This is a genomic window from Rhodococcus sp. ACT016 (assembly GCF_050477185.1).
In the GTDB taxonomy this organism is placed as follows: Bacteria; Actinomycetota; Actinomycetes; order Mycobacteriales; family Mycobacteriaceae; genus Prescottella.
Genome location: NZ_JBEAET010000001.1, coordinates 757,836 through 781,168 on the forward strand (window position 1 = coordinate 757,836; position 23,333 = coordinate 781,168).

Annotated in this window: 21 protein-coding genes; 7 read left to right on the forward strand and 14 right to left on the reverse strand. The window is 70.2% G+C overall.

From position 1 onward, the window contains the following. Positions 1 to 2 precede the first annotated feature (2 nt). From ACQ5DX_RS03580 to ACQ5DX_RS03625, 10 genes are all read right to left on the reverse strand, one after another. A complete protein-coding gene (locus tag ACQ5DX_RS03580; RefSeq protein WP_430331310.1) occupies positions 3 to 419 on the reverse strand; it encodes a hypothetical protein in 417 nt (138 codons plus the stop codon). Further along, positions 416 to 1,879: a dihydrolipoyl dehydrogenase family protein gene (locus ACQ5DX_RS03585; RefSeq protein WP_430331311.1), complete on the reverse strand. Its 1,464-nt coding sequence runs from the start codon at positions 1,877 to 1,879 to the stop codon at positions 416 to 418. The genes ACQ5DX_RS03580 and ACQ5DX_RS03585 overlap by 4 nt, the downstream gene beginning before the upstream one ends. 53 nt (positions 1,880 to 1,932) lie before the next feature. Then, on the reverse strand, positions 1,933 to 2,715 hold the full coding sequence (locus tag ACQ5DX_RS03590; RefSeq protein WP_430331312.1) for an ABC transporter permease: 783 nt from the start codon (positions 2,713 to 2,715) through the stop codon (positions 1,933 to 1,935). Then, the gene (locus tag ACQ5DX_RS03595; RefSeq protein ID WP_430331313.1) at positions 2,712 to 3,671 is read right to left on the reverse strand and encodes an ATP-binding cassette domain-containing protein; all 960 of its coding nucleotides are present in this window, start codon (positions 3,669 to 3,671) and stop codon (positions 2,712 to 2,714) included. The genes ACQ5DX_RS03590 and ACQ5DX_RS03595 overlap by 4 nt, the downstream gene beginning before the upstream one ends. Then, a complete protein-coding gene (locus tag ACQ5DX_RS03600) occupies positions 3,668 to 4,549 on the reverse strand; it encodes a DUF4097 family beta strand repeat-containing protein (RefSeq protein WP_430331314.1) in 882 nt (293 codons plus the stop codon). The genes ACQ5DX_RS03595 and ACQ5DX_RS03600 overlap by 4 nt, the downstream gene beginning before the upstream one ends. A 49-nt stretch (positions 4,550 to 4,598) precedes the next feature. Further along, entirely contained in the window at positions 4,599 to 5,123 is a 525-nt protein-coding gene (locus tag ACQ5DX_RS03605) for a hypothetical protein (RefSeq protein WP_430331315.1), read from the reverse strand. 86 nt (positions 5,124 to 5,209) lie between these two features. Then, positions 5,210 to 6,478: a hypothetical protein gene (locus ACQ5DX_RS03610; protein ID WP_430331316.1), complete on the reverse strand. Its 1,269-nt coding sequence runs from the start codon at positions 6,476 to 6,478 to the stop codon at positions 5,210 to 5,212. Positions 6,479 to 6,495: 17 nt separating this feature from the next. Beyond that, positions 6,496 to 7,323, reverse strand: coding sequence for a N5-glutamine methyltransferase family protein (locus ACQ5DX_RS03615; RefSeq protein ID WP_430331317.1), 828 nt, complete (start codon positions 7,321 to 7,323; stop codon positions 6,496 to 6,498). Further along, complete coding sequence (locus tag ACQ5DX_RS03620; RefSeq protein ID WP_430331318.1) at positions 7,320 to 8,063, reverse strand: hypothetical protein; 744 nt, start codon at positions 8,061 to 8,063, stop codon at positions 7,320 to 7,322. The genes ACQ5DX_RS03615 and ACQ5DX_RS03620 overlap by 4 nt, the downstream gene beginning before the upstream one ends. Positions 8,064 to 8,257: 194 nt before the next feature. Then, complete coding sequence (locus tag ACQ5DX_RS03625) at positions 8,258 to 9,025, reverse strand: crotonase/enoyl-CoA hydratase family protein (RefSeq protein WP_430331319.1); 768 nt, start codon at positions 9,023 to 9,025, stop codon at positions 8,258 to 8,260. Positions 9,026 to 9,102: 77 nt separating this feature from the next. Here ACQ5DX_RS03625 and ACQ5DX_RS03630 point away from each other — a divergent pair, with 77 nt between their 5' ends. Together ACQ5DX_RS03630 and ACQ5DX_RS03635 are read left to right on the forward strand one after the other, a co-directional pair. Then, entirely contained in the window at positions 9,103 to 9,711 is a 609-nt protein-coding gene (locus ACQ5DX_RS03630; protein WP_430331320.1) for a TetR/AcrR family transcriptional regulator, read from the forward strand. Between the two features lie 67 nt (positions 9,712 to 9,778). Then, positions 9,779 to 10,579 carry an FAD:protein FMN transferase gene (locus tag ACQ5DX_RS03635; RefSeq protein WP_430331321.1) on the forward strand — a complete coding sequence of 267 codons (801 nt, stop codon included), beginning with the start codon at positions 9,779 to 9,781 and terminating at the stop codon, positions 10,577 to 10,579. A gap of 4 nt (positions 10,580 to 10,583) precedes the next feature. Here ACQ5DX_RS03635 and pgi read toward each other — a convergent pair whose 3' ends face one another. Then, positions 10,584 to 12,233 (reverse strand): glucose-6-phosphate isomerase, encoded by a 1,650-nt coding sequence (gene pgi, locus ACQ5DX_RS03640; protein WP_430331322.1) that lies wholly within the window; start codon positions 12,231 to 12,233, stop codon positions 10,584 to 10,586. Positions 12,234 to 12,335: 102 nt separating this feature from the next. Between pgi and ACQ5DX_RS03645 the strand changes: the two genes are divergently transcribed. After that, positions 12,336 to 13,787 carry an NAD-dependent succinate-semialdehyde dehydrogenase gene (locus ACQ5DX_RS03645; protein WP_430331323.1) on the forward strand — a complete coding sequence of 484 codons (1,452 nt, stop codon included), beginning with the start codon at positions 12,336 to 12,338 and terminating at the stop codon, positions 13,785 to 13,787. A gap of 103 nt (positions 13,788 to 13,890) precedes the next feature. On the opposite strand, the gene ACQ5DX_RS03650 is transcribed toward ACQ5DX_RS03645, so the two are convergent. Continuing rightward, positions 13,891 to 14,184: a chorismate mutase gene (locus tag ACQ5DX_RS03650; protein ID WP_430331324.1), complete on the reverse strand. Its 294-nt coding sequence runs from the start codon at positions 14,182 to 14,184 to the stop codon at positions 13,891 to 13,893. A gap of 333 nt (positions 14,185 to 14,517) precedes the next feature. Here ACQ5DX_RS03650 and pcrA point away from each other — a divergent pair, with 333 nt between their 5' ends. Then, positions 14,518 to 16,995, forward strand: coding sequence for a DNA helicase PcrA (gene pcrA, locus ACQ5DX_RS03655; protein WP_430331325.1), 2,478 nt, complete (start codon positions 14,518 to 14,520; stop codon positions 16,993 to 16,995). 79 nt (positions 16,996 to 17,074) lie between these two features. On the opposite strand, the gene ACQ5DX_RS03660 is transcribed toward pcrA, so the two are convergent. After that, on the reverse strand, positions 17,075 to 18,178 hold the full coding sequence (locus ACQ5DX_RS03660; RefSeq protein WP_430331326.1) for a M23 family metallopeptidase: 1,104 nt from the start codon (positions 18,176 to 18,178) through the stop codon (positions 17,075 to 17,077). A gap of 252 nt (positions 18,179 to 18,430) precedes the next feature. Between ACQ5DX_RS03660 and ACQ5DX_RS03665 the strand changes: the two genes are divergently transcribed. The 3 genes from ACQ5DX_RS03665 to sucD all read left to right on the forward strand — a co-directional run bounded on the left by ACQ5DX_RS03665 (position 18,431) and on the right by sucD (position 22,519). Continuing rightward, positions 18,431 to 20,287: a hypothetical protein gene (locus tag ACQ5DX_RS03665; protein ID WP_430331327.1), complete on the forward strand. Its 1,857-nt coding sequence runs from the start codon at positions 18,431 to 18,433 to the stop codon at positions 20,285 to 20,287. 144 nt (positions 20,288 to 20,431) lie between these two features. Beyond that, positions 20,432 to 21,601, forward strand: coding sequence for an ADP-forming succinate--CoA ligase subunit beta (gene sucC, locus ACQ5DX_RS03670; protein WP_114718182.1), 1,170 nt, complete (start codon positions 20,432 to 20,434; stop codon positions 21,599 to 21,601). Between the two features lie 15 nt (positions 21,602 to 21,616). After that, positions 21,617 to 22,519, forward strand: a complete 903-nt coding sequence (gene sucD / locus ACQ5DX_RS03675; RefSeq protein ID WP_430331328.1) for a succinate--CoA ligase subunit alpha — start codon at positions 21,617 to 21,619, stop codon at positions 22,517 to 22,519. A gap of 108 nt (positions 22,520 to 22,627) precedes the next feature. Here the strand turns inward: sucD and ACQ5DX_RS03680 are convergent, their stop codons facing one another. Continuing rightward, on the reverse strand, positions 22,628 to 23,263 hold the full coding sequence (locus tag ACQ5DX_RS03680) for an IMPACT family protein (protein ID WP_430331329.1): 636 nt from the start codon (positions 23,261 to 23,263) through the stop codon (positions 22,628 to 22,630). Positions 23,264 to 23,333 lie beyond the last annotated feature (70 nt).

The following is a 23,333-nucleotide window of genomic DNA, read 5'->3' on the forward strand; positions in this document are numbered from 1 at the left end:
CGTCAGTCGTGAGTCAGGTCGTCGACCATGTCCCGAAGGACCTGGTCGTGCCCGCCTGCAACGGCGAGTTCCGCGGGCGAACGCGGGTCGTCTGCGAATACCGTCGGGCTCAGCCACCACGACGCGACGCCCCAAGGGTCGTCCGCGGCACCGAGCGTCTTGTTGATCTCCGCGACGATCGGCCGTACCTCTCGGCGAGCGGCGTCGAACTGGAAGGCTGGGTAGAGCTTGTGGCTGGACTTCGGCAGAACGATCACTGTGCCGGTCGCGGCGAGACGGCTGGCCGTGTTCCTGCCGATCCCCGGCTTGCCGAGGGCTCGACTGACGGTGCTCGAATCGAACATCTCGTACTCGTCTACGAGCACACGCAGGGCCGAACTGACGATCCGAGCGCGAGCGACCGTCGGGTTCGGGTTCACGACGTCCTCCGCCGCGCCTCGAGCAGCCGTAGCCACACCTCGCTGACGGTCGGGTACGACGGGACGGCGTGCCACAGGCTCCCGAGCGGCACCCGGCCCACCACGGCGACCGTCGCGGCATGGACCAGGTCCGCGACGCCGGGGCCGACGAACGTCGCCCCGACGATCGTGTCGGTGGCACTATCGATCACGAGCGACGCGCGGCCGGTGTAGTCGTCGCGGGACAGCGCAGCGCCGGCGACGTCGATGTCGACCGCCACCACCTCGACATCGAGTCCGTCTGCGCGGGCCTGGCTTTCGGTGCGGCCGACCGCCGCGACCTCGGGCGTCGTGAAGACCACCTGCGGCACCTGCCCGTGGTCGGCCGATGCGACGAACCGGGGGCCGTCGAGCGGACGGCCCTCGGCGCGGGCGGCGATCACGTCGCCGCACACCCGGGCCTGGTACTTGCCCATGTGGGTCAGCAGTGCGCGGCCGTTGGTGTCGCCCACGGCGTACAGCCAGTCGCCGTCTACACCCACCGCGGTCAGGTGGTCGTCGACCGCGACGTGGCCGTGATCGGGTAGGCCGACCCGCTCCAGTCCCAGTCCCGCGGTGGCGGGGGTACGCCCGGCCGCGACGAGGATCTCGTCGACGGTCAGCTCCGGATCGCCGCCGCTGTCGCCGTCGCCGCGCACCGTCAGCGTCACCGGACCACCGTGGATGCGACCGATCCCGGTGTCGGACACGTCGGCACGTGCGACGGAAGTGAGCGAGGTGCCGAACCGGACGTTCACCCCGTGCTTGCGCAGCTTCTCCGCGACCATCTCGCCGGCGAACGGTTCCGTGCGTCCGAGCAGCTCCGATCCCCGCACGAGGAGGGTGATGTCGTCGGCGCCGAGTTCGTGCAGCCACGTGGCCGCCTCGCACGCCACCACGCCGCCGCCGACGATCGCGAGCCGCTTCGGCACCTCCCGGACGTTCGTGGCGTCCCGGGACGTCCACGGCAGCGCGTCGCGCAGCCCCGGGATGTCGGGCACGCTCGCGGTGGTGCCGGTCGCGAGGACCACCGCGTGCCGGGCCCGGAGCACGCGGTCACCCACCGTGACCTCCCGGACCCCGGTGAGCTGCGCGCTGCCGCGGATGACGTCGATGCCGATCGAATCGGCCCACAGCACCTGCGACGAGTCGTCGAGGTTGTTGGTGAATCCGTCCCGGCGGGCGAGAACGGCCTCGACGTCGAGGCCGTAGGCGTTGACCTTCTCCTCGACGCCGGGCATGTGGCGGGCGGTGCCGAGCACCTGGACCGGCCGCAGCAGTGCCTTCGACGGCATGCACGCCCAGTACGAGCACTCACCACCGACCAACTCGTGCTCGACGAGCGCCGCGGTGCGGTCGCTGCCGGCGATGGCGTAGGCCGCCGCGTTCTCTCCGGCCGGCCCGCCTCCGATCACGATGACATCGAACTCTTCGGGAGCCATGGATCCACGGTAGGCCGGGCCGGGGGGGTTTCGCGCGACTTCCCGGGACCCGGTCAGCGGATCGCGCGGCGCTCGTACAGGCGCTTCGCCCACACGTACCCGAAGAGCGCGATTCCGGCCGTCCACGCCACCGCGAGCACCCCGTCGGAGCCGATCGGGCCGCCGAGGAGGAGCCCTCGCAGCGTCTCGATGACCGGGCTGAACGGCTGGTACTCCGCGAACCACCGCAGGGCGGTGGGCATCGAGTCGGTCGGCACGAACCCGCTGCCCAGGAACGGGAGCAGCATCAGGAACATCGGCAGATTGCTCGCGGTCTCGACGCTGCCCGAGACCAGACCGAGGGCGACCGACAGCCAGGTGATCGCGAATGTGAAGCCGGCCAGCAAACCGATCGCCGCGAGCCACTCGACGGCGTCGGCGGTGGGGCGGAAGCCGAGGAGCACGGCCACGCCCGTCACCACGGCGAGGGCCAGCATCGTCTGGACCAGGGTGCCGACGACGTGCCCGGTCAGCACCGACGCGCGCGAGATCGCCATCGTCCGGAACCGGGCGATGATGCCCTCGGTCATGTCCGTCGCGACCGAAATTGCCGTTCCCTGAGCGGCACTCGCGATCGTGATCAGCATGATGCCCGGGGTGACGAACTCGAGGTAGGCGTCGCGCCCGCCGCCGAGACCGGCGCCGAGCGTGCCGCCGAACACGTAGACGAACAGCAGCAGGAGTACCACCGGCATTCCCACGAGCAGGATCGTCATCGACGGGTAGCGCGCCATGTGCCGGACGTTGCGGCGCAGCATCGTCGCCGAGTCCTGCAGGGCATAGGAGACTGTCGTCATCGCAGGGCGTCCTTCCGGGTGGAACTCGAGGTGAGGGCGAGGAACACGTCGTCGAGATCAGGGGTGTGGATCGACAGGTTCGTGACCTCGATGGCGTCCTCGTCGAGTCGGTCGAGGATCGACCGCAGCGACGGCACGCTGCCGTCACCGGGGACGTCGAGTGTCAGTGCGTCGTCGTCGCTCGGGGAGACTCCGAGTGAGGTTGCGGCCGTGGCCAGTTCACGAGGATCGGCGAACGAGAGCCGGACGTGCCCGCCCGGCACCAGACGCTTGAGGTCGGCGGGAGTCCCCTCGGCGACCAGGCGACCGCCGTCGAGCACCGCGATCCGGTCGGCGAGTTGATCGGCCTCCTCGAGGTACTGGGTGGTGAGGACGATCGTGACCCCGTCGGCGACCAGGTCGCGCACGATGTCCCACATCGTGCGTCGGCTGCGCGGATCGAGGCCGGTCGTCGGTTCGTCGAGGAAGATGATCCGCGGGCGGCCGACCAGTGTCATCGCCAGATCGAGGCGACGACGCATGCCGCCGGAATAGGTTCCGGCCGTCTTCGCTGCGGCGTCCGCAAGGTCGAAGCGCTCGAGTAGTTCGGCGGTGCGGCGGCGCACTTCGCGGCGCCCGAGATGGTGCAGATCGGCCATCAGCGCCAGGTTCTCGGCGCCGGTGAGGAAGTTGTCGACCGCGGAGAACTGGCCGGTGACACCGATCGCGGCGCGGATCGCGTCGGGGTCGTTCGTCAGGTCGTGCCCACCCACCCGGACGTCGCCGGAGTCGGGGCCGACGAGCGTGGAGAGGATGTGGACCGTGGTGGTCTTGCCGGCGCCGTTGGGGCCGAGGAGCGCGAAAGTCGTGCCCCCGTCGATGTCGAGGTCGATGCCGTCGAGAACAACTTTGTCCCCGAAGGACTTTCGCAGGGATCGGACTCGAATGTCCGCTGTCGTGGTCGTTACCGCAGTCATTGTTCCGCCTTGTCGCTGGTGGGCTGATCAGGGGTTGCGCGTCGAACGAGGATGTCGCCGAAACCGGTGTTCGCCTGGATCTCGACCGACTCGTCGGTCGACGCCGGGCCGGCGGTTTCGGCCAGCAGGTTCCGCACCTTGCCGAAGGACGTGTGGACGTCGAGTCGCGCCGCGGTGCCGCTTCGGATGCCGATCTCGATCTCGCCGTGCCCGGTCCGCAGCTCCGCGGCCCCGCGTGCGATCTCACCGATTCGGATGTCTCCGTTGGCCGTTGCGGCGGCGATGTCGTGCCCCGCCCGGCCGACCACTACGTCGCCGTTGGCGGTCTTGGCCCGGAGCGATCCGGTGACCGCGCCGATCCGGTTGTGGCCGTTGGCATTCTTGACAACGGCATTGCCCGCCACGCTGCGGACGTCGATCCGGCCGGATCCGGTGCTGACGTCGGCATCGCCCTCGACCCGCTCGATGGAGATCGCGCCGGCGCCGGTGCTGATCGTCGTGGTGCGGGCCTCGTCGAGGCGGACATCGCCGGTCGCGGTCTTGATCCGGCAATCGCCGAGTACGCCGGTGGTGCGCACACCGGCGACCGACGCGTCGGCCTCGAGACCGGAACCGGTCGGGAGTTCGATCGTGACGTCGACCGATCCGGTCTTGCCCCACACGCCGAGCACGCGGGGGCGGGGGCCGCGGACGACCAGTCGACCGGACGCGAACTCGACGCGCGTCTGCTCGGCGGCGCGCACGTCCGCGTCGCGGGTGGGGTCGCTGGGCCGTACCTGCACGACCGTGTCGTCGCGATCGGTCGCCGTGACGGTGGCGTCGCCGACGGCCAGTTGGAGAATTGCCGAGATCGGTTCCGGGGTGGTGAAAGTGGGCATGGTGATCCTCGGGGGTTGTGATGAAGGTGGTTGCTCTGCGGTGTCGGTGTCAGCGGACCCAACCGGTGAACCGGCCGCCGCCGGTGGGGGCGCGGCGTTCGGGGCGCCGCGGCCCGGTGTTCTCGTCCAGCGCCGCCGTTGCCGAGCGGACGAGCCACGCGTTCACCGACAGTCCGGCCGCACGTGCGGCGTCCTCGACGCGATCCTTGAGGTCCTGCGAGAGCCGCAGATTGATCCGGGTCATCGGGCCGTCGTCGGCGTCCGTGGGACGAGAGGACGGTGCCGTCGGTGCTTCCGTGGGGGCGGTGGCTTCGTCGAACACCGCCGGGGCGGGCGGGGGCGTGACGACGAAACTCGGCTCGCGTCCGCGCAGGCGCAGGTCCACCGAGCCCGGGGCGAGGTCGCGGGTGATCTCGTTCGCGGCCGCCGAGAGGGCGTCGAGCAGTGCCAGCCGGACCGCCGAATCGAGCGGGGCCGTCAGGCGCTCGGCGATCGCGCGGGCCTCGGGCCCGCCGGCCTCGGCCGCGACCGCTAGGTCGTTCTGGAGTGCGGTGACGTACGGGGTCAGATCCATGGCACCACTATGGCACCAAACTGATGCCATAGAAAGACACTTCTTGAAAGGTGCTGGTCAGGATGGCGCCATCGTGGCGCCACATGTCACCACGAGTGTGCCGTCAGGCCCCTCGCCGCGAGTTCGGACACCGCGAGATCCCGCAGGCGCTCGCCGCTGTCGAAGCGATCCGAGTCGATCCCGACCAGCGACAGCGTGTACGTGCCGCCGTGCGAGCACAGGTAGGCCGACAGGTGGGTGGTCGTCCGCACCGGGCGGGCGCGCGAGATCCCCGGATGCATCGCGCGTGTCGCGACGCCGGTAGCGCGGTGCGGTCCCAGCGACGCGAGCGCGTCCGGCAACCGGCCGATGTTCGAACAGAGGGCGTCGAGTTCGCCGGCGCCGGCGGTCAGGTGGGCGGCGATCCGGTCGGGAAGGATCTGTGCGGTTTCCTCGGGGAAGCCCGACGGCGCGCCCTTCGGGCGGCCGGCGAAGGCGGCCCGGCTCGAGCGGCGGATGTCGGCGAGCGAATCACTCGGTGTCGCAACCACTTCGGTGATGACCATCGCGTTGTCCACGCCGTCGGAGTCGCGGGTGTCGACCGGCACACTGATGTGCAGCGGCATCGGGACACCGGCCGCGTCCGCGATCGCGGTGACCACCGCGATGAACAATCCGTTCGCGGTCCCGCCCTCGGCCGCCGCGGCCGCGTCCCACCGCGCCGCGTCGACGTCGACGATCGCCGTGCACGTGCCGGTCGTGACGTGCGTGCGTTCCGGCCGTGGTCCGGGGTTGGCGGCGACGAACTCGCGCAGTTCGCGACGCCGCCGGGCGCTGAACAGGAGACCCAGCGACGCACGAGCGCCGCCGATCAGCACGGTCCCGACCGTCCGGATCGCGTCCCCGACGTCCGAGGACCGCGGCGGGGTGGGCGCCGGGGGCCGGCCGGTGAGTGCCGCGTCCACCGCCGACGCGAGTCCGCGGGCATCCGCGACCACGTGCGAGCACACCAGTGAGATCACCGTGCCACCGCCGGTGACGGGGGCCGCGGACAGCGCCCAACCCGGGCCGAACTCGGGGTCGACGTCGACGTCGGCCCGCGCATCGGCCCACCGCACGACGTCGTCGACCGGGTCCCGGTCGTAGCGGATCGGGTGGGCGCCGGTGCTCGCCTCCCAGCGGGGCCGCGCGCCGGGCACCCGGGGTCGAACGACGCGGCGCCCCAGGGCGCTCCGCGTGAGGGCGGCGTGCACCGATTCGAGGACCGCGGGGTCCACGACGGCCGCCGTGCGCCACACGCCCTGCATCACGATCGGGACGCCGTACCCGTGATGCCGGCGCAGGAAGATCTCGTCCACCATGGTCAAGCGGTCCATGAGCCCGGACGTTACCGTCAGCTCTGCGCCGATTGGTGCGCTTGTCCGTTCCGCAGTGCCAGGACGGCGGTGTGCCCGTCGCCGCCGTGGTGCCGGCGGACCCCGAAGCCCGCCCGGCTCGCGTGCTCGGCCGCTGTCGCGCACTGGCTCCGGTTCATCTCGATCACCACCACGCCGTCCTCGGCAAGCCATTCGTGTGACTGGTCGATCAGCCACCGGATGTGGTCGAGCCCGAGGACGCCCGCGAACAGTGCGTCGGCCGGTTCGTGCTCGAGCGCCTCGCGGGGCAGGAGGTCCGCCGCCGTCGTCGGCACGTAGGGCGGAACGGCGGCGACGACGTCGACCCGCCCCCTCAACGACTCGTCCACCGCGGTGAACCCGGCGCCGCAGTACACCCCGGCGTCGGCGCCGAGGTTCCGCCGGGCGTACCCGGCCGCGACCGCGTCGACCTCGGCGGCATGCACCTCGGCATGCGGGACGGACCGCCGCACCGACGCGGCGATGGGCGCGACACCGGCGAAGGCCTCCAACACGATCGGAGCGGGGCGGGCCCGCGCGGCGGTGACCGTGATGCGCGCGAGCAGGAGCGACCGCTGACGAGGAACGAACACACCGGCCCCGACATCGAGCCGGAGTCGGCCGAACGAGACCCACCCGACGACGTGCTCGAGCGGCTCGCCGGAAACGCGTCGTGCGCAGAGATTTTCGAGTTGATCGGCATCCGTCGCGCTCCGTCGCAGGATGGTTGCCTCGTCCTCGGCGAAGACGCAGCCCGCGTCGCGAAGCCGTCGGACCAGCGGATCGGGTGCGCACAGCGCCGCGGTGGGGGAGTGTCCGTCGCTCACGGCGCCGGATACTCCACGACGACGAAGCCGTCGTCGACCGCGGCGAGGCGACCACCGGCGTGGTGCATGGCAGCCGCGGCGCGCGCCAGGCGTCGATAGGCCGCCGCGACGTCGGGCAGGCTCGCCGCCCGGTCGGCGGCGTGCCGGTAGCCGAGGGTTTCGACGGTGCGGACGAGGACTCCGTCGATCACGGCATGACTGCGCAGCAAGCTGTCCTCGGCGACCAGGTCGACGGCGGGCCCGACGCGGGCCGGGGCGGCGGCCCAGCGGCGGCCGGCGGTTTCCGCCGGACCCACCTGAGCGTTCAATTCGGTCAGCACCCCGTGGTCCAGGGCCGGGCCCGCGATCTGCTGCAGCGCGCCGTCGTGCACGGCCAGCCACGGCGTCGCGGCAGCGGAACCGAACTCGAGTCGCGGTCTGTCCGAGGCCGGCACCTCGTCCACGATGCGCGCGCGCCAGCGCAGCGGCGGGGCCGCGCCGCCGGCGTTCTCCGCCCCCACGGTCGTCGTCCGTGCCCGCTGCCGTCGGGAAGGCCGACGTGCGTGGAAACGCCCGTCGGACATCGGGCCCACCAACCACCATCCCGCGGAGTGTGCGGACATCAATTCGTCGGCGATCGCCGTCATCCGCGACGCCGCCTCGAGCAGCGACTCCGCGCCGTCGAAGTCCCAGTCGTGGGATGCGAAATGCTCCGATCCCCGCCACGGCGACGGTTGCCCGGCCTGCACGTCAGTACTCATGCGATACCTGCCCTCACTCGACTTCGCACGTCACGGGCAGCGGGGACTCGGTGATCGAATCGACCGACCCATCGCTGCGTACGCCCACGGCGACCAACGGAGTGCGGGTTCCCTCGTGAGAGGTCCGGCGCAAGTCAGCACATGGTAGCCGTTCGAAGGCCGCGACGCCGACCGTATTTTCCGGTCCGCAGCGGCTACGGTTCGTCGAATCGGCCGTGTCGTCCCTCGCCGGCCGCGAATCGGGCAGCGCCTGTGAGAGCGTCGACGGTCACCGCGACCATGCCGTGCCGGAACTCCGACGCCAGTGCCTCCTCCTCGCCCAGGCCCTCCTGGTCGAGCAGGGACATCCGGTCCTCGCGCAGGCATGTCTGCGGGAAGCAGGCGAGTTCGGCGGCCAGTTCCTCCGCGGCCGCGCGCGCCTGCCCGGTCGGCACCACGCGGTTCACCAGGCCGATCGCGAGGGCTTCCTCGGCGCCGACCGCCCGGCCCGTCAGCACCAGGTCCATCGCCCGGCCGGCCCCGATGATCCGCGGCAGTCGCACCGTCCCGCCGTCGATCAGTGGCACGCCCCACCGCCGGCAGTACACTCCGAAAATGCTGTCGGACTCCGCAATTCGGAGATCCGCCCACATCGCCAATTCGAGCCCGCCCGCCACCGCGTGCCCGGCGACGGCGGCGATCACCGGTTTCGACAGCCGCATCCGGGTCGGCCCCATCGGTCCGTCGCCGTCCGGGGTCACATGATTGGAGCGGTCGGTGCCCAACGCCTTCAGATCCGCCCCCGCGCAGAACGTGCCGCCCTCGCCCCACAGGACGGCCACGGCGGCGTCCGGATCGGCGTCGAACTCCCGGAAGGCGTCTGCGAGAGCGGCGGCGGTGGGCCCGTCGACTGCGTTGCGCACCTCGGGCCGGGACAACACGATCGTCGTGACGGGCCCGGATCGTTCGCTGCGCACCGGCATGGTTCGACGCTACTCGTGCTCGCCCTCGAGGCAGGACCGAATCGCGAGTTCGCCGCTCGCCCTGGTTGACTACACACATGGCCTACCGTCGGACCCCTGCAGTCGAGGCTCGTCTCGCCGCGCAGCGTGAGGCAATCTTCGAGGCCGCCGTCGCGGTGCTGTCCGAGTCGGGCTACCAGGGGTTGACGGTCGCCGCCGTCGCCAACCGGGCGCAGGTCGCGACCGGAACCGTCTACTCGCACTTCTCCGGCAAGTCGGACCTCGTCGTGGCGGTGTTCCGGGAGATCGTCAGCCGGGAGGTGGACGCGGTCAACGACGCCGCGGGGCCCGGACGGTCGGCCGGCGAACGGATCGCCGCGGTGATCGAAACCTTCGGCGGGCGCGCGATGCGGAACCCGAAGCTCGCGTACACACTGCTGGCCGAGCCCGTCGACGCGGCCGTCGACGCCGAACGGTTGATTTTCCGGCGCACGTTCGCCGACGCATTCGCCGCCGCCGTCGCGGCCGGTGTCGCCGCCGGCGAACTGGCGCCGCAGAACGTGCCGCTCGTGGCGGCCTCGCTGGTCGGCGCGACCGCGGAGGTCCTCGCCGGACCACTCGCGACCGGGCAGGACGTGCCCGGCGTGATCGACGACCTTGTCCAGTTCGCCCTCACGGCCGTCGGAGCCGCGCCCGCATTGCGTTGATCAGGAGGTTTGCGACGTAGGCGCATACTGGGGGCAACACAATCGGTGATGCCAACGGAGCGCGGCAATGGTGGTCGACACGCAGTGGAGCGCCTGGAACGAGGAGATCGCGGTGCAGGTCACCGAGGGTGCCGCACTGGGCCCCGCGGTGGCTCTGGTCGGGGCGGTGCTCTCGGAAACCGAGGCGGCGTGCAGCCTTCAACGCGGGAACGCCGAAATCCACGCTCTCAACCTGGCCCAGGGGCTGCCGGTGCGGGTCAGCGTCCGGCTGGCGGGGCTGCTGCGGTCGGCGCTGTGGGTGGCCCGCATGACCGACGGCGCCGTCAGTCCACTCGCGGTCGAGGAATCGCCGGCCGGCGTTCCGCCCATCCACCCCGAACCGACGTTCGTCGACGTCCAGATCGACGACGCCACCGTCCTGGCGCCGTGGGGTGTTTCGTTCGACATCGCCGACACCGCGAAGGCCGACAGCGCGGACCGGGCGGCCGCGCTGGTCGCGCACGAACTCGAGTGCGGCGTGCTGGTGCGCGTCGGCTCGGTCGTCGCAACCGCCGGACACTGCCCGGCCGGCGGCTGGCAGGTGCCGGTCCCGGGAGACGGGGCGGTGGAACTGAGAACGGGCACCGCAATGGCGACCGTTGGCGCCGATCTGACGTACGGCGGCCACGATCCGGTCAGCGGAGAGTGGGAGCAGGTGACCGTGATGGCCGACGACTCGCTGTGGGCGTACGGCGCGGCGGCCGCGTCGATCCAGCGCGGGGTGGGCGCGGTGGCCTGGCTGGAACAGCAGGAACTCGGCGCACGGCTCGTCGACCGGTTCGGTCGGGTCTACACGACGTGCGGGTGGAGCCACCCACACGCCGCATAGCGCGTCAGACGGCGCGGCCCCGCTCCGCCCGGTACCAACGGACCAGCGCGTCGGTCGACGAATCGTCTTGCTGCGGAGGTGCTTCCGTCGACGTCAACACGGGGCCGAGCTCGAGGGCCTGCGCCTTGCCGAGTTCGACGCCCCACTGGTCGAACGAGTCGATGCCCCAGATGACACCCGCCACGAACACCTGGTGCTCGTACAGTGCGATGAGCTGGCCGATCGTCGACGGCGTCAGCCGCGGGGCCAGGATCGTGGTCGACGGGCGGTTGCCCGGCATCACCTTGTGCGGCACCAGTTCCGGCGCCGTTCCCTCTGTCGCGATCTCCTCGGCCGTCTTCCCGAACGCGAGCACCTTGGTTTGCGCGAACAGGTTGCTCATGAGCAGGTCGTGCATGCTGCCGGTGCCGTCCGCGGTCGGCAGGTCGTCGGTGGGCTCGGCGAAGCCGATGAAGTCGGCCGGCACCAGACGGGTGCCCTGGTGCAGCAGTTGGTAGAACGCGTGCTGACCGTTGGTGCCGGGCTCGCCCCAGAAGATCTCGCCGGTCTTGGTGGTGACGGGGGAGCCGTCGGCGCGCACCGACTTGCCGTTGGACTCCATCGTCAGCTGCTGCAGGTAGGCCGCGAACCGCGCGAGGTCGTTCGAATACGGAAGTACGGCACGGGATTCCGCGTCGAAGAAGCTCGAGTACCAGACCCCGATCAGGCCGAGCAGCACCGGCGCGTTCTGCTCGAGCGGCGCAGTCCGGAAGTGCTCGTCGATCGCATGGAAGCCGCTCAGGAACTCGGCGAACCGCTCCTTGCCGATCACGGCCATCACCGCCAGGCCGATCGCCGAATCCACCGAGTACCGGCCGCCGACCCAGTCCCAGAAGCCGAACATGTTGTCGGTGTCGATCCCGAAATCGGCCACCCGCTGCGCGTGCGTGGAGACCGCGACGAAGTGCTTGGGTACCGCCTCCTCGCCGAGTTCGTCGACCAGCCAACGGCGTGCGGCCGACGCGTTGGTGAGCGTCTCGAGCGTCGAGAACGTCTTGGACGCGACGACGAACAACGTCGTGGCCGGATCCAGGTCGGCCAGCGTCCCCACCAGATCCGCCGGGTCGACGTTCGAGACGAATCGGGCCGAGATGCCGGCGTCGGCGTAGTGGCGCAGCGCGCCGCACACCATGACCGGCCCCAGGTCGGAGCCGCCGATGCCGATGTTGACCACCGTGCGGATCCGCTCGCCGGTGGCACCGCGCCACTGGCCGGACCGCAGGCGGTCGGTGAAATCGCCCATGCGTCGCAGCACCGAATGCACGTCGGCGACGACGTCCTGGCCGTCGACCACCAGCTCGGTGTCGGCGGGCAGGCGCAGCGCGGTGTGCAGCACCGCCCGATCCTCGGACGTGTTGATGTGAGCGCCCGCGAACATGTCGTCGCGGCGCTGCTCGACCCGGGCGGCACGCGCCAGATCGACGAGCATGGACAGGGTTTCGCGAGTCACGCGGTGCTTGCTGTAATCGATGTACAGGTCGCCCGCGGAGACCATCAGCTCGGTGCCACGCTGGGGATCGCTCGCGAACAAGTCTCGTAGATGGGCAGATTCGATCACTCGATGATGCGCATCCAGGTTCTTCCAGGCTGCGGTCCCGGTGATGTCTGTGCTCATGATCAGCAGCTTATCGGCACTCCCGCCGCCGAGCGGGGCGACTCTCGTCGAACGGGTTCGAGGGGCTCTCGTCGAACGACGAGTCGGCGCATGATGGACCATATGAACCCAGCCGAATTGATTCGTGCCGTTCCTACCAAACTCTGGATCGGGGGAACCCCGGTCGACGCCGAGAACGGCGCCACCTTTCCCGTCCACGATCCCGCCACCGGCGAGGTCCTCACCGAGGTCGCCGACGCCAGCCCCGCCGACGCGGTGAAGGCGCTCGACGCGGCCGCCGCCGCGCAGTCGGACTGGGCCGCGACGCCGCCCCGCGACCGCGCCGAGTTGCTGCGCGCGGTGTTCGAGAAGATCACCACGCGGGCCGAGACGTTCGCCCAGCTGATGACCCTGGAGATGGGCAAGGCCCTGCCCGAGAGCCGCGCCGAGGTGAAGTACGGCGCCGAGTTCTTCCGCTGGTTCGCCGAGGAGGCGGTCCGGATGGGGGGCCGGTACCAGTCCGCGCCCGCCGGCAACGGGCGGATCCTCGTCAGCAAACAGCCCGTCGGTCCGTGCCTGGCCATCACGCCGTGGAACTTTCCGCTCGCGATGGGCACCCGCAAGATCGGCCCGGCGCTGGCCGCCGGGTGCACGATGATCGTCAAACCCGCGTCGGAGACGCCGCTGACGATGCTCGCGCTCGCCGAGCTGTTCGTCGAGGCGGGACTGCCGCAGGGGGTGCTGTCGGTGCTGCCGACGTCGCGGTCGAGCGCGGTCACCGAACCGCTGCTCGCCGATCCTCGCCTGCGGAAGCTCACGTTCACCGGGTCCACCGCCGTCGGGCGGCTGCTGGTGGAGAAGTCGGCCGCCGGGCTGCTGCGCACGTCGATGGAGCTCGGTGGCAACGCGCCGTTCGTCGTGTTCGACGACGCTGACGTAGATAGCGCAGTCGCTGGAGCCCTTGCCGCAAAGCTCCGAAACGGCGGCGAGGCGTGCACCGCGGCGAACCGTTTCCATGTCGCGAACGCAGTCCGGGAGGAGTTCACCGCCAAGCTCACCGAACGCATGGCAGCGTCGAAGCTGGGCCCCGGAATCGACCCCGCCACGACGCTCGGCCCGCTGATCAACGCCGACCAGCTCGCCACCGTCACCGAACTGGTCGACGACGCCGTCCGTGCCGGTGCGCGGGTGCTGCTCGGCGGCGAGGCACCGGGCGGGCCGGGCTGGTTCTATCCCGCGACGGTGCTCGCCGACGTGCCCGCGTCGGCGCGGATCCTGCGCGAGGAGGTTTTCGGGCCGGTCGCCGCGATCGCCGGATTCGACACCGAGGAGGAGGGGATCGACGCTGCCAACGACACCGAGTTCGGTCTGGCTGCGTACATCTACACCCGCGACCTGGACCGGGCGTTGCGGGTCTCCGACGCTCTGGAGAGCGGCATGGTCGGTGTGAACCGGGGTGTCATCTCCGACACGGCGGCACCCTTCGGCGGCGTCAAGGCCTCCGGCTTCGGGCGCGAGGGCGGCAGCGAGGGCATTGCCGAGTACCTCGAGACCAAGTACATCGCCCTCACCTGATCCGCGGGCGCGAGTGACCCCGAGCGACGAGAACCGCCCGGTCGGATGACCGGGCGGTTCTCGTGGGAAGTTCGACGCGTGGAGTGCGGTGCTCCCGGGGTCTCTAGTGCCCCAGGCGTCCGCGACCGAGGCGCAGCAACAGCATGGCGAGGGTGTGCCCCTCCTGGCCGAGCTCGCTGAAGCGCTCGAGGACCTTCATCTCGCGGCTGTGGACCAGTCGCGGGCCGCCGGATGCCATCCGGGTGCGGCCGATGATCTGCGACACCTCGCTGCGACGCTTGACGGCGGCGAGGATCTCCGCGTCGAGGCGGTCGATCTCCTTGCGGAGTTCGGCGATCTCGGCCTCGCTCGCGGGCAGGGGTGACTCGGATGAAGGTGTGGTGGTCGGACTGCTCATAATCTTCTCCTCGTGTCGGAACGTAGGTTCGTCCGGTTCCCTCGAGTCGTTACGAATCCGGGTCCAGCTCACAAGAACGCCCCGGGATCCGGTGTGGACCTCGGGGCGTGCGGGGGATCAGGCCGCAGGCACCGTAGGTCGGTACCTGCTGGGAAATCGCCAGTGCTCACGGGAAGAGCGCCATCGAGCACCCGGCTCTCCCTGTGCGGCAATGATCATTGCTCCAGTTTGCCACGCAAAGGAGTGCAACCCAAGCAGAGGTGACTACCTTCACCGCCGAGGCCATCGGGCCGCTGCCGAAGTGTCGGACTTCGCCGGTAGCGTGGATAGACGATGAACACAATTTCCGGTTCCACGATCGGTGCCGCAGGCGCTGCCCACGGCCCGGCGGGCTCCCGTACCGGGGCCCTGCTCGAAGGGCTCAATCCGCAGCAGCGGGAGGCCGTCCTGCACGCGGGATCCCCGCTGCTCATCGTCGCGGGAGCGGGCTCCGGCAAGACCGCCGTCCTCACCCGGCGGATCGCGTACCTGCTGGGCGAGCGGGACGTGATGCCCGGCCAGATCCTCGCGATCACGTTCACCAACAAGGCCGCCGCGGAGATGCGTGAGCGCGTCGCCCAGCTGGTCGGCCCGCGGGCCAACAGCATGTGGGTGTCGACGTTCCACTCGAGCTGTGTGCGGATCCTGCGCGCCCAGTCCGCGCTGCTGCCCGGTCTGAACTCGAACTTCTCGATCTACGACGCCGACGACTCGCGCCGCCTGCTGACGATGATCTCCAAGGACCTGGAGCTCGACACCAAGCGCTACTCGGCGCGACTGCTGGCGACCAAGATCTCGAATCTGAAGAACGAACTGATCGACCCCGCCGAGGCGGAGGCGACGGCCGCGGCCGACGACGCCAACGATCTCGACAAGCTCGTCGCCCGGGTGTACGCGCACTACCAGCAGCGCCTGCGGGCGGCGAACGCGTTCGACTTCGACGACCTGATCGGCGAGACGGTGTCGCTGCTGCAGCAGCACCCGCAGGTCGCCGAGTACTACCGTCGCCGGTTCCGGCACGTCCTCGTCGACGAGTACCAGGACACCAACCACGCCCAGTACGTGCTGGTGCGCGAACTCGTGGGCGAGCAGAGCGATGACCCGCACGCCGTCCCGCCGTCCGAGCTGTGCGTCGTCGGTGACGCCGACCAGTCGATCTACGCGTTCCGCGGCGCGACGATCCGCAACATCGAGGAGTTCGAGCGGGACTACCCGGACGCCCGGACGATCCTGCTCGAGCAGAACTACCGGTCGACGCAGACCATCCTGTCGGCCGCCAACTCCGTGATCTCCCGCAACACCGGACGGCGTGAGAAGCGGCTGTGGACGGACTCGGGCGAGGGCGAACTGATCACCGGCTACGTTGCCGACAACGAGCACGACGAGGCGCAGTTCGTCGCGTCGGAGATCGACCGCCTGGTCGACGCCGGCGACGCCAAGTTCGGCGACGTCGCCGTCTTCTACCGGACCAACAACTCCTCGCGCGCGCTCGAGGAGATCTTCATCCGCCTCGGTATTCCGTACAAGGTGGTCGGTGGCACGCGGTTCTACGAGCGCAAGGAGGTGCGCGACATCGTCGCGTACCTGCGTGTGCTCGCCAACGACGACGATGCGGTGAGCCTGCGCCGCATCCTCAACACCCCGCGCCGCGGCATCGGTGACCGCGCCGAGGCGTGTGTGTCGGTGTACGCCGAGCAGAAGGGCATCGGGTTCGCGCAGGCGCTGCGCGCCGGCGCCGAGGGCGTCGTGCCACTGCTGAACACCCGGTCCCAGAAGGCGATCGCGTCGTTCCTCGAACTGCTCGACGGGCTGCGCACGCTGATGGCATCCACGGATGCCGACGGAAACGACCTCACCGATATCGGCGAGATCATCGAGGCCGTCCTCGACCGCACCGGGTACCGGCGCGAGTTGGAGGCGAGCAGCGACCCGCAGGACGGCGCGAGGCTCGACAACCTCAACGAACTGGTGAGCGTTGCAAGGGAATTCAGCTCCGATGCGCGCAACGCTGCCGCGTTCGCCGCGGAGAACGCCGCTCCCGACGACGTCGTGGACGACGAGGGCCTGCCCGACCCGGGGTCGCTGGCGGCCTTCCTCGAGCGCGTGTCGCTGGTCGCGGATTCCGATCAGGTGCCCGACGCCGGCGAAGGTGTCGTCACGCTCATGACGCTGCACACCGCGAAGGGGCTCGAGTTCCCGGTCGTGTTCGTCACCGGGTGGGAGGACGGACAGTTCCCGCACATGCGGGCGCTGGGGGATCCCGCCGAGTTGTCGGAGGAGCGTCGCCTCGCCTACGTCGGCATCACGCGCGCGCGGCGCCGCCTCTACGTCACCCGCGCGATCGTTCGATCCGCGTGGGGACAGCCGGTCACCAACCCGGAATCGCGCTTCCTGCAGGAGATCCCGGCGGATCTGGTCAACTGGCGCCGCGAGGATCCGGGTGTCCTGGGCGGGGGTGGCGCCATCGGTGGTGGCCGTCCGCGCGGCCAGGGTTACGGCGGATCGGGTTACGGCGGTTCAGGGTTCGGTGGTTCGGGATTCGGCGGGGGCGGACGGGGTGCCGGTTCGTCGCCCAGCTTCGGGGCTCCGCGCGGACGCAACAACAACCTGGTGCTCGCGGTCGGCGACCGGGTCAGTCACGACAAGTACGGCCTCGGCAAGGTCCTCGAGACGAAGGGCAGCGGACCCACCGCAACGGTCACGATCGACTTCGGGTCCGCCGGCAAGGTGCGGTTGATGTTGATCGGCGGCGTGCCGATGGTCAAGCTCTGACGCAGACGACCGAAAAGCCTGCGGGCCACGCGATTTCGCGTGGCCCGCAGGCTTTTTGTCGTGATCGTGGGATCGAGCGTCAGGGCTGCTCGACGCCGAGGCTGATGCCACGGCTCGCCAGCCAGGGGAGCGGGTCGATCTTGTTCTCACCGGCGAGGTGGACCTCGAAGTGGAGGTGCGGGCCCGTGGACTCGCCCCGGTTGCCCATCGTGGCGATCTGGTCGCCGGCCATGACCTTCTGGCCGACCGTCACGAGGGTCTCGTTGATGTGGCCGTACACGGTGATGGTGCCGTCGGCGTGCTGGAGGCGGACCCACATGCCGAAGCCGGAGGCCGGGCCGGAGCTGATGACCTCGCCGTCGGCCACCGCATAGATCGGGGTGCCGATGGCATTTGCGATGTCGACGCCGGCGTGCAGCACGCCCCACCGGGTGCCGAACGACGACGTGTAGACGCCCTTGGCGGGCAGCATGAACAGCGGGCGGCGGGCGGCGGCCTCACGGGCGGCGCGCTCCTCGCTGAAGCGCTGGCCCTTGGCGAGCAGATTCGAGAACTGGCCCAGGTCGGTGGGGCTCGCGACTGCGAGCACCTGCGGTGCCGCGCTGTCGGAGGAGGACGTCTGTCCGATGTCGCTGAACTGGGCGGCCTGCGGAACGGCGGTGGCGGCGACGGAGTCGGAAGCGGTGAGCTCGACCTCGGAGTGGTCGGAATCGTGGGCGGCGCCGTTGGCGGCTGCCTGGCCTGCGGCGACGACTGCGCCGGCGGCGACCGCGATGACGGCGGCGCGGCCCTTGAGGGCGGAGGGAGGAGCGGGGAGGCGGTGCTGACCACCGCGTCGCGGGGCGACGATGTCGGCCGTCGGATCGGTCGTTGTCGCGGGGGTGAAGATCTCGGTCGGCCGCTCGTCTTCGGTGTCGGCCTCGTGGGTGCATCGAGGTTTGGAAATGTGGAACATGGCGTTACGAATCTCAGAACTTTCCGCCTCGGTGTGACGAACCACCGAGGGCGTCGGATAGCTGGTTGTGACGCCGTCCGCCCGTTCCAGCAGCCTGACCGGAGACGGCTCCGCTGCTGGATTGCAATGCTCGAACTCGTGATCTGCCGCCGCCGGGAACGCTGTGGCTTCCGGGTCAGCGTGTTGATTCACAAAGCGGCTGGCGCTGAACTGAGTGCGGTGGCGCATGTGCCCTTCCGTCCTCCTGCCCGTGACCTGCCTGTGACTTAGACCCTGGCGACGGTAACGAAACGGTTGCAGGGGAGCAACCCGTAAGACCGGACGAAACGGGAGATGTGACTGGCGTCACAGCGTGAGCTGGGCGGATGTCGAACATCCCAAATGGTCTCGTTCATATATCGGGATGCCCCCGCGGCGTTACATCCCGTATATCGCTCCGTTCGTCCGACGCGCGGGCCCGCACGGGCTAGCGTCACGCGGGTGGATTCACCAACCGAGTTGCGCGCGGCTCCCGAAGTGATCGAACCCTCCGGAGGAACGGCAACGGAGACGTCGGCGCGGCGGGGTGGCGGCGCGCCCGGGCTGCTGCCGATCGCGGCCGTGGTGCTCGCTGCCGTCGGCGCGCTCGCCGTCGCCGCAGGGGCGCTCGGTGTCGTCGCCAGCTCCGCCGTCGACGGCACGCGGATTCCGGCTGTCGGTGCGGCCGGTGTCGTGACGGTGATCGTCGCGCTCGCCGTTCCCGTCGTCGCCGCGGTCCTCACCGCCCGGCGGTCGCCGGCCGGTGGTGCGGCTCTCGCGGGAGCCGGCCTCGTGTCGGTCGGGCTGTGCGTGATGGATGCGCAGCTGTGGACCGACCCGATCGACGCCAACCGGCTCGAACTGTTCCGCCCGCTGACGGCGGCCGCGATCGCGACCGGGCCCGGTGCCGCGCTGATCCTCGCGGGGCACGCCTGCACGGTGGTGGCCGGCATCCTCGGGCTCGTCGTCGTCCAGCGTGCCTCGCACACAGATGGTTACGGTTCGTCGCCCGATCCGGATGCCGACGGCCGCCCGGTGGGGGCGCGCGTGGGAGCCGGACTGGTCGCGATCGCACTCGCAGCGGCTGCCGCGATCGTGGTTTCCCTCCTGGCGCGCCCGTTCACATCGAGCGATCCGGTGCTCGTCGTGCGGGCCGCGATCGCGTCCGACGCGCCCACTGCGATCGGCTGCGGCGTCGTCGCGATCGCGGTACTGATCGCGGTGGCCTCGGCGTTGGCGTCGGTGGATGTCGGCGTCGCGGCCGGCGTCGTCGGGGGCGCGGCGCTGGCCGCGTTCGGTCCGATCGCCGGTCGTCTGGCCGCCGGCCTGGCGGACGATCGCCTCGCACCCGGTACGGCCACCGTGTGCGGCGCCCTGGGCGCGGTGCTGCTGGCGGCGAGCGCGGCGGCGATTCCGGTCGTCGCCGGGCGCCGCGAACGACGCGCCGCGGCGCCCGCTGCGGAGCCCGAGCGTCCGCGCCCCGACGCATGGGGGAATACGGCCGCGGCCCGCGACCGGATGTTGCGATGGCACGCCGCGGCCGGTGCCACAGGTATCGCCGCCGGAGCGCTCGCGTGCCTCGGTGCGCTGCTGCCAGTGCTCTCCGTACCTGCGGGTCTGCCGGAACCGAGCGTGCCCGCCACCCGGGTGGTGCTCGTCGCCGGAGTGTTGCTGGCGATCACGAGCGTGTGGCTGCTGATGTCGGAGTTCTCCGTGTTGTTCCGGCCCGCCCTCGCGATCATGTGGGTGGGGGTGGTCGCCGCGGCTGCGGCAGTCGCGCAGACCGCCCTGTCCGCGGTGCAGATCCCCGGCGTGAAACTCGGCGCCGGAAGCGTCGTCATGGGGATCGCGGTCGTCTTGGCGGTCGGCGCAGGCGTCCTGGCCGGAATCGCCGGCGCGGCCGAGCGTGACGACATCGATACGTCGGAGCCGAGCGACCCGCCGCAACCGGTCCTGATCGTCGGGGCCGCCGCTGCGGTCGCGACAGTGCTCGGGTACGCGCTGCCGCTGTATCGCGGCAGCGACGGCACCGCCGCCGCGCTCGGTCGGCTGCCGTGGGGCTGGGACGCGTGGGGGCAGGTGCTGTCCGTGGCCGCGATCGTCGTCGCGGTGCTGGTCGCGATGGGTGCGCGGGCGTCGCGCGGGGCCGTGCTCCTCGCGGGCGCGGCCGTGGTCGTACTGCTGCACGTGCTCTCGTGGCCGCTCGCGGCAGGGCGTCTGACCGATCCGGTCGTCGGCCCCGGCGTCGCACCTGCAATCCTTGCGGTAGTGCTCCTCGCGGTGAGCGCGACGCTCGTCGGGCGACGCGACCGTCGGTGAGGCGTGCATCGACGGCTGTCGTCGCGTGACATATGCCACATAGCATGTGGGCGGGCGATAGTCGATTGATTGAACTAGTTAAAGTCCGACACGGACCCGCTCCTACCCCTGAGCGGGCGTCAACGCAGACGAGACGGTGAGCAGATGGATCTCTTCGAATACCAGGCGAAGGAACTCTTCGCCAAGCATGACGTGCCGACGTCGGCCGGCCGTGTTACCGACACTGTCGCCGGTGCCCGCGAGATCGCGGAGGAAATCGGCAAGCCGGTCATGGTCAAGGCGCAGGTCAAGGTCGGCGGCCGCGGCAAGGCCGGTGGCGTGAAGTACTCGCCCGACGCGGACGCCGCGCAGGCGAACGCCGAGGCGATCCTGGGCCTGGACATCAAGGGTCACGTCGTCAAGAAGTTGCTGGTCGCAGAGGCGAGCGACATCGCTGAGGAGTACTACATCTCCTTCCTGCTCGACCGCACCAACCGCACCTACCTGGCCATGTGCTCGGTCGAGGGTGGCGTCGAGATCGAGGTCACCGCCGAGGAGAACCCCGACGCTCTCGCGAAGATCCCCGTTGACGCCGTCAAGGGTGTCGACCTCGCGTTCGCGCGCAGCATCGCCGAGGCCGGCAAGCTGCCCGCCGAGGTGCTCGACGCCGCGGCCAACACGATCCAGAAGCTGTGGGAGGTCTTCATCAAGGAAGACGCTCTCCTGGTCGAGGTCAACCCGCTCGTCCGTACGCCCGACGACCAGATCCTGGCCCTCGACGGCAAGGTGACGCTGGACGAGAACGCTGCGTTCCGTCAGCCCGGCCACGAGGCATTCGAGGATCGTGACGCCACCGATCCGCTCGAGCTCAAGGCCAAGGAGAACGACCTCAACTACGTCAAGCTCGACGGCGAGGTCGGAATCATCGGTAACGGCGCCGGCCTGGTCATGTCGACCCTGGACGTCGTCGCCTACGCGGGCGAGAAGCACGGCAACGTCAAGCCCGCCAACTTCCTCGACATCGGTGGCGGCGCCTCGGCTGCCGTCATGGCTGCCGGCCTGGACGTCATCCTGAACGACGCGCAGGTCAAGAGCGTCTTCGTCAACGTCTTCGGTGGCATCACCGCGTGTGACGCCGTTGCCAACGGCATCGTCGGCGCGCTGCAGACCCTGGGCGACGAGGCCAACAAGCCGCTCGTCGTGCGCCTGGACGGTAACAACGTCGAAGAGGGTCGTCGCATCCTCGCCGAGGCCAACCACCCGCTGGTCACGGTCGTCGCAACCATGGACGAGGCTGCCGACAAGGCTGCCGAGCTCGCCTTCGCAGCGAAGTAAGGGACACACACAACAATGGCTATCTTCCTGACCAAGGACTCCAAGGTCATCGTCCAGGGCATCACCGGCGGCGAGGGCACCAAGCACACCGCGCTGATGCTGAAGGCCGGCACCCAGGTCGTCGGTGGCGTCAACGCTCGCAAGGCCGGCACCACGGTCTCGCACACCGACAAGGACGGCAACGCCGTTGAGCTGCCGGTCTTCGCGACCGTCGCCGAGGCCATGAAGGAGACCGGCGCGGACGTCTCGATCGCGTTCGTTCCCCCGGCCTTCTCCAAGGACGCCATCGTCGAGGCCATCGACGCGGAGATCCCGCTGCTCGTGGTCATCACCGAGGGCATCCCGGTGCAGGACTCCGCTTACGCGTGGGCCTACAACGTGGAGAAGGGCAACAAGACCCGGATCATCGGCCCGAACTGCCCGGGCATCATCACCCCGGAGGAGGCCCTCGTCGGCATCACCCCGGCGAACATCGCGGGCAAGGGCCCGGTCGGCCTGGTCTCCAAGTCGGGCACCCTGACCTACCAGATGATGTTCGAGCTGCGTGAGTACGGCTTCTCGACTGCCATCGGCATCGGCGGCGACCCGGTCATCGGCACCACCCACATCGACGCCATCGAGGCGTTCGAGAAGGATCCCGAGACCAAGCTGATCGTGATGATCGGTGAGATCGGTGGAGACGCCGAGGAGCGTGCCGCGGACTACATCAAGGCGAACGTCACCAAGCCGGTCGTCGGCTACGTGGCGGGCTTCACCGCTCCCGAGGGCAAGACCATGGGCCACGCCGGCGCCATCGTCTCCGGTTCCTCGGGCACCGCGCAGGCCAAGAAGGACGCCCTCGAGGCTGCCGGCGTCAAGGTCGGCAAGACGCCGTCCGAGACCGCGGCTCTCGCTCGGGAGATCCTGAAGAACCTCTGATCCGCTGCGTGGCGGGCGCTCACTGCGCTCGCTCGGCGATCTTGCGAACGGCGTTCGCAGCCAGGACATTTCGTCCGGTTGCGGGCGCCGTTCCGCGTTCTTCGCGTTTCACACGTCCACCCACCGGACACCTGCCGGTGCGAGTTCGCCGGTGCCCGCGGTCAGTTCCGCGACGACGGCGGCCAGTCGGTCGGGATCCTTCGTCGCCAGGGTGAAGGTGACCTCGGCGCCGTACGCGGTGTCGACGACGGTGATCCCGCGCCCGCGCAGTTCGGCCTCGATCCGGCCCGCGGTGTCGTGTCCGACGTCGAGCGCCGACAGTTCGAGGCGTTCGCGGCTGAGGAAGCGCGCCTCGGAGGTGGCTGCGTCGACAACTGCCGCTACCGCCCCGGAGTACGCGCGCACCAGTCCGCCCGCGCCGAGCTTGATGCCGCCGAAGTAGCGGGTGACGACCACCGCGACGTCGACGAGTTCCCGCGTGCGTAGCACCTGCAGCATCGGGACGCCGGCGGTTCCGCCGGGTTCGCCGTCGTCGCTGGACCGCTCGGCCCGGTCGGTGGGTTCGTTGCCGGTGACGAACGCCCAGCAGTGGTGCCGGGCGTCGGGGTACAGGCGGCGCTCGTCGTCGACGAAGCTCTGCGCGTCGGCCGGGGAGTCGACGCGCCGCAGCGCCGCGATGAACCGTGAATGCTTGACCTCGGTCTCCACGGCGATGGCGAAACCTGCAGGCAGCGTGAAGGGCATGATTCATCTTCCCTTTTCTCCCGCCCCGACCGTTCCGTGGGGAGACAATGGGGTCGGTTCCGACCGAGCA

Coding starts and splice junctions, on each gene's coding strand:
- ACQ5DX_RS03585 (WP_430331311.1), bottom strand. CDS start 1,879: ATGGCTCCCGAAGAGTTCGATGTCATCGTGATCGGAGGCGGGCCGGCC.
- ACQ5DX_RS03590 (WP_430331312.1), bottom strand. CDS start 2,715: ATGACGACAGTCTCCTATGCCCTGCAGGACTCGGCGACGATGCTGCGC.
- ACQ5DX_RS03595 (WP_430331313.1), bottom strand. CDS start 3,671: ATGACTGCGGTAACGACCACGACAGCGGACATTCGAGTCCGATCCCTG.
- ACQ5DX_RS03600 (WP_430331314.1), bottom strand. CDS start 4,549: ATGCCCACTTTCACCACCCCGGAACCGATCTCGGCAATTCTCCAACTG.
- ACQ5DX_RS03605 (WP_430331315.1), bottom strand. CDS start 5,123: ATGGATCTGACCCCGTACGTCACCGCACTCCAGAACGACCTAGCGGTC.
- ACQ5DX_RS03610 (WP_430331316.1), bottom strand. CDS start 6,478: ATGGACCGCTTGACCATGGTGGACGAGATCTTCCTGCGCCGGCATCAC.
- ACQ5DX_RS03620 (WP_430331318.1), bottom strand. CDS start 8,063: ATGAGTACTGACGTGCAGGCCGGGCAACCGTCGCCGTGGCGGGGATCG.
- ACQ5DX_RS03625 (WP_430331319.1), bottom strand. CDS start 9,025: ATGCCGGTGCGCAGCGAACGATCCGGGCCCGTCACGACGATCGTGTTG.
- ACQ5DX_RS03630 (WP_430331320.1), top strand. CDS start 9,103: ATGGCCTACCGTCGGACCCCTGCAGTCGAGGCTCGTCTCGCCGCGCAG.
- ACQ5DX_RS03635 (WP_430331321.1), top strand. CDS start 9,779: ATGGTGGTCGACACGCAGTGGAGCGCCTGGAACGAGGAGATCGCGGTG.
- pgi (WP_430331322.1), bottom strand. CDS start 12,233: ATGAGCACAGACATCACCGGGACCGCAGCCTGGAAGAACCTGGATGCG.
- ACQ5DX_RS03645 (WP_430331323.1), top strand. CDS start 12,336: ATGAACCCAGCCGAATTGATTCGTGCCGTTCCTACCAAACTCTGGATC.
- ACQ5DX_RS03650 (WP_430331324.1), bottom strand. CDS start 14,184: ATGAGCAGTCCGACCACCACACCTTCATCCGAGTCACCCCTGCCCGCG.
- pcrA (WP_430331325.1), top strand. CDS start 14,518: ATGAACACAATTTCCGGTTCCACGATCGGTGCCGCAGGCGCTGCCCAC.
- ACQ5DX_RS03660 (WP_430331326.1), bottom strand. CDS start 18,178: ATGCGCCACCGCACTCAGTTCAGCGCCAGCCGCTTTGTGAATCAACAC.
- sucC (WP_114718182.1), top strand. CDS start 20,432: ATGGATCTCTTCGAATACCAGGCGAAGGAACTCTTCGCCAAGCATGAC.
- sucD (WP_430331328.1), top strand. CDS start 21,617: ATGGCTATCTTCCTGACCAAGGACTCCAAGGTCATCGTCCAGGGCATC.
- ACQ5DX_RS03680 (WP_430331329.1), bottom strand. CDS start 23,263: ATGCCCTTCACGCTGCCTGCAGGTTTCGCCATCGCCGTGGAGACCGAG.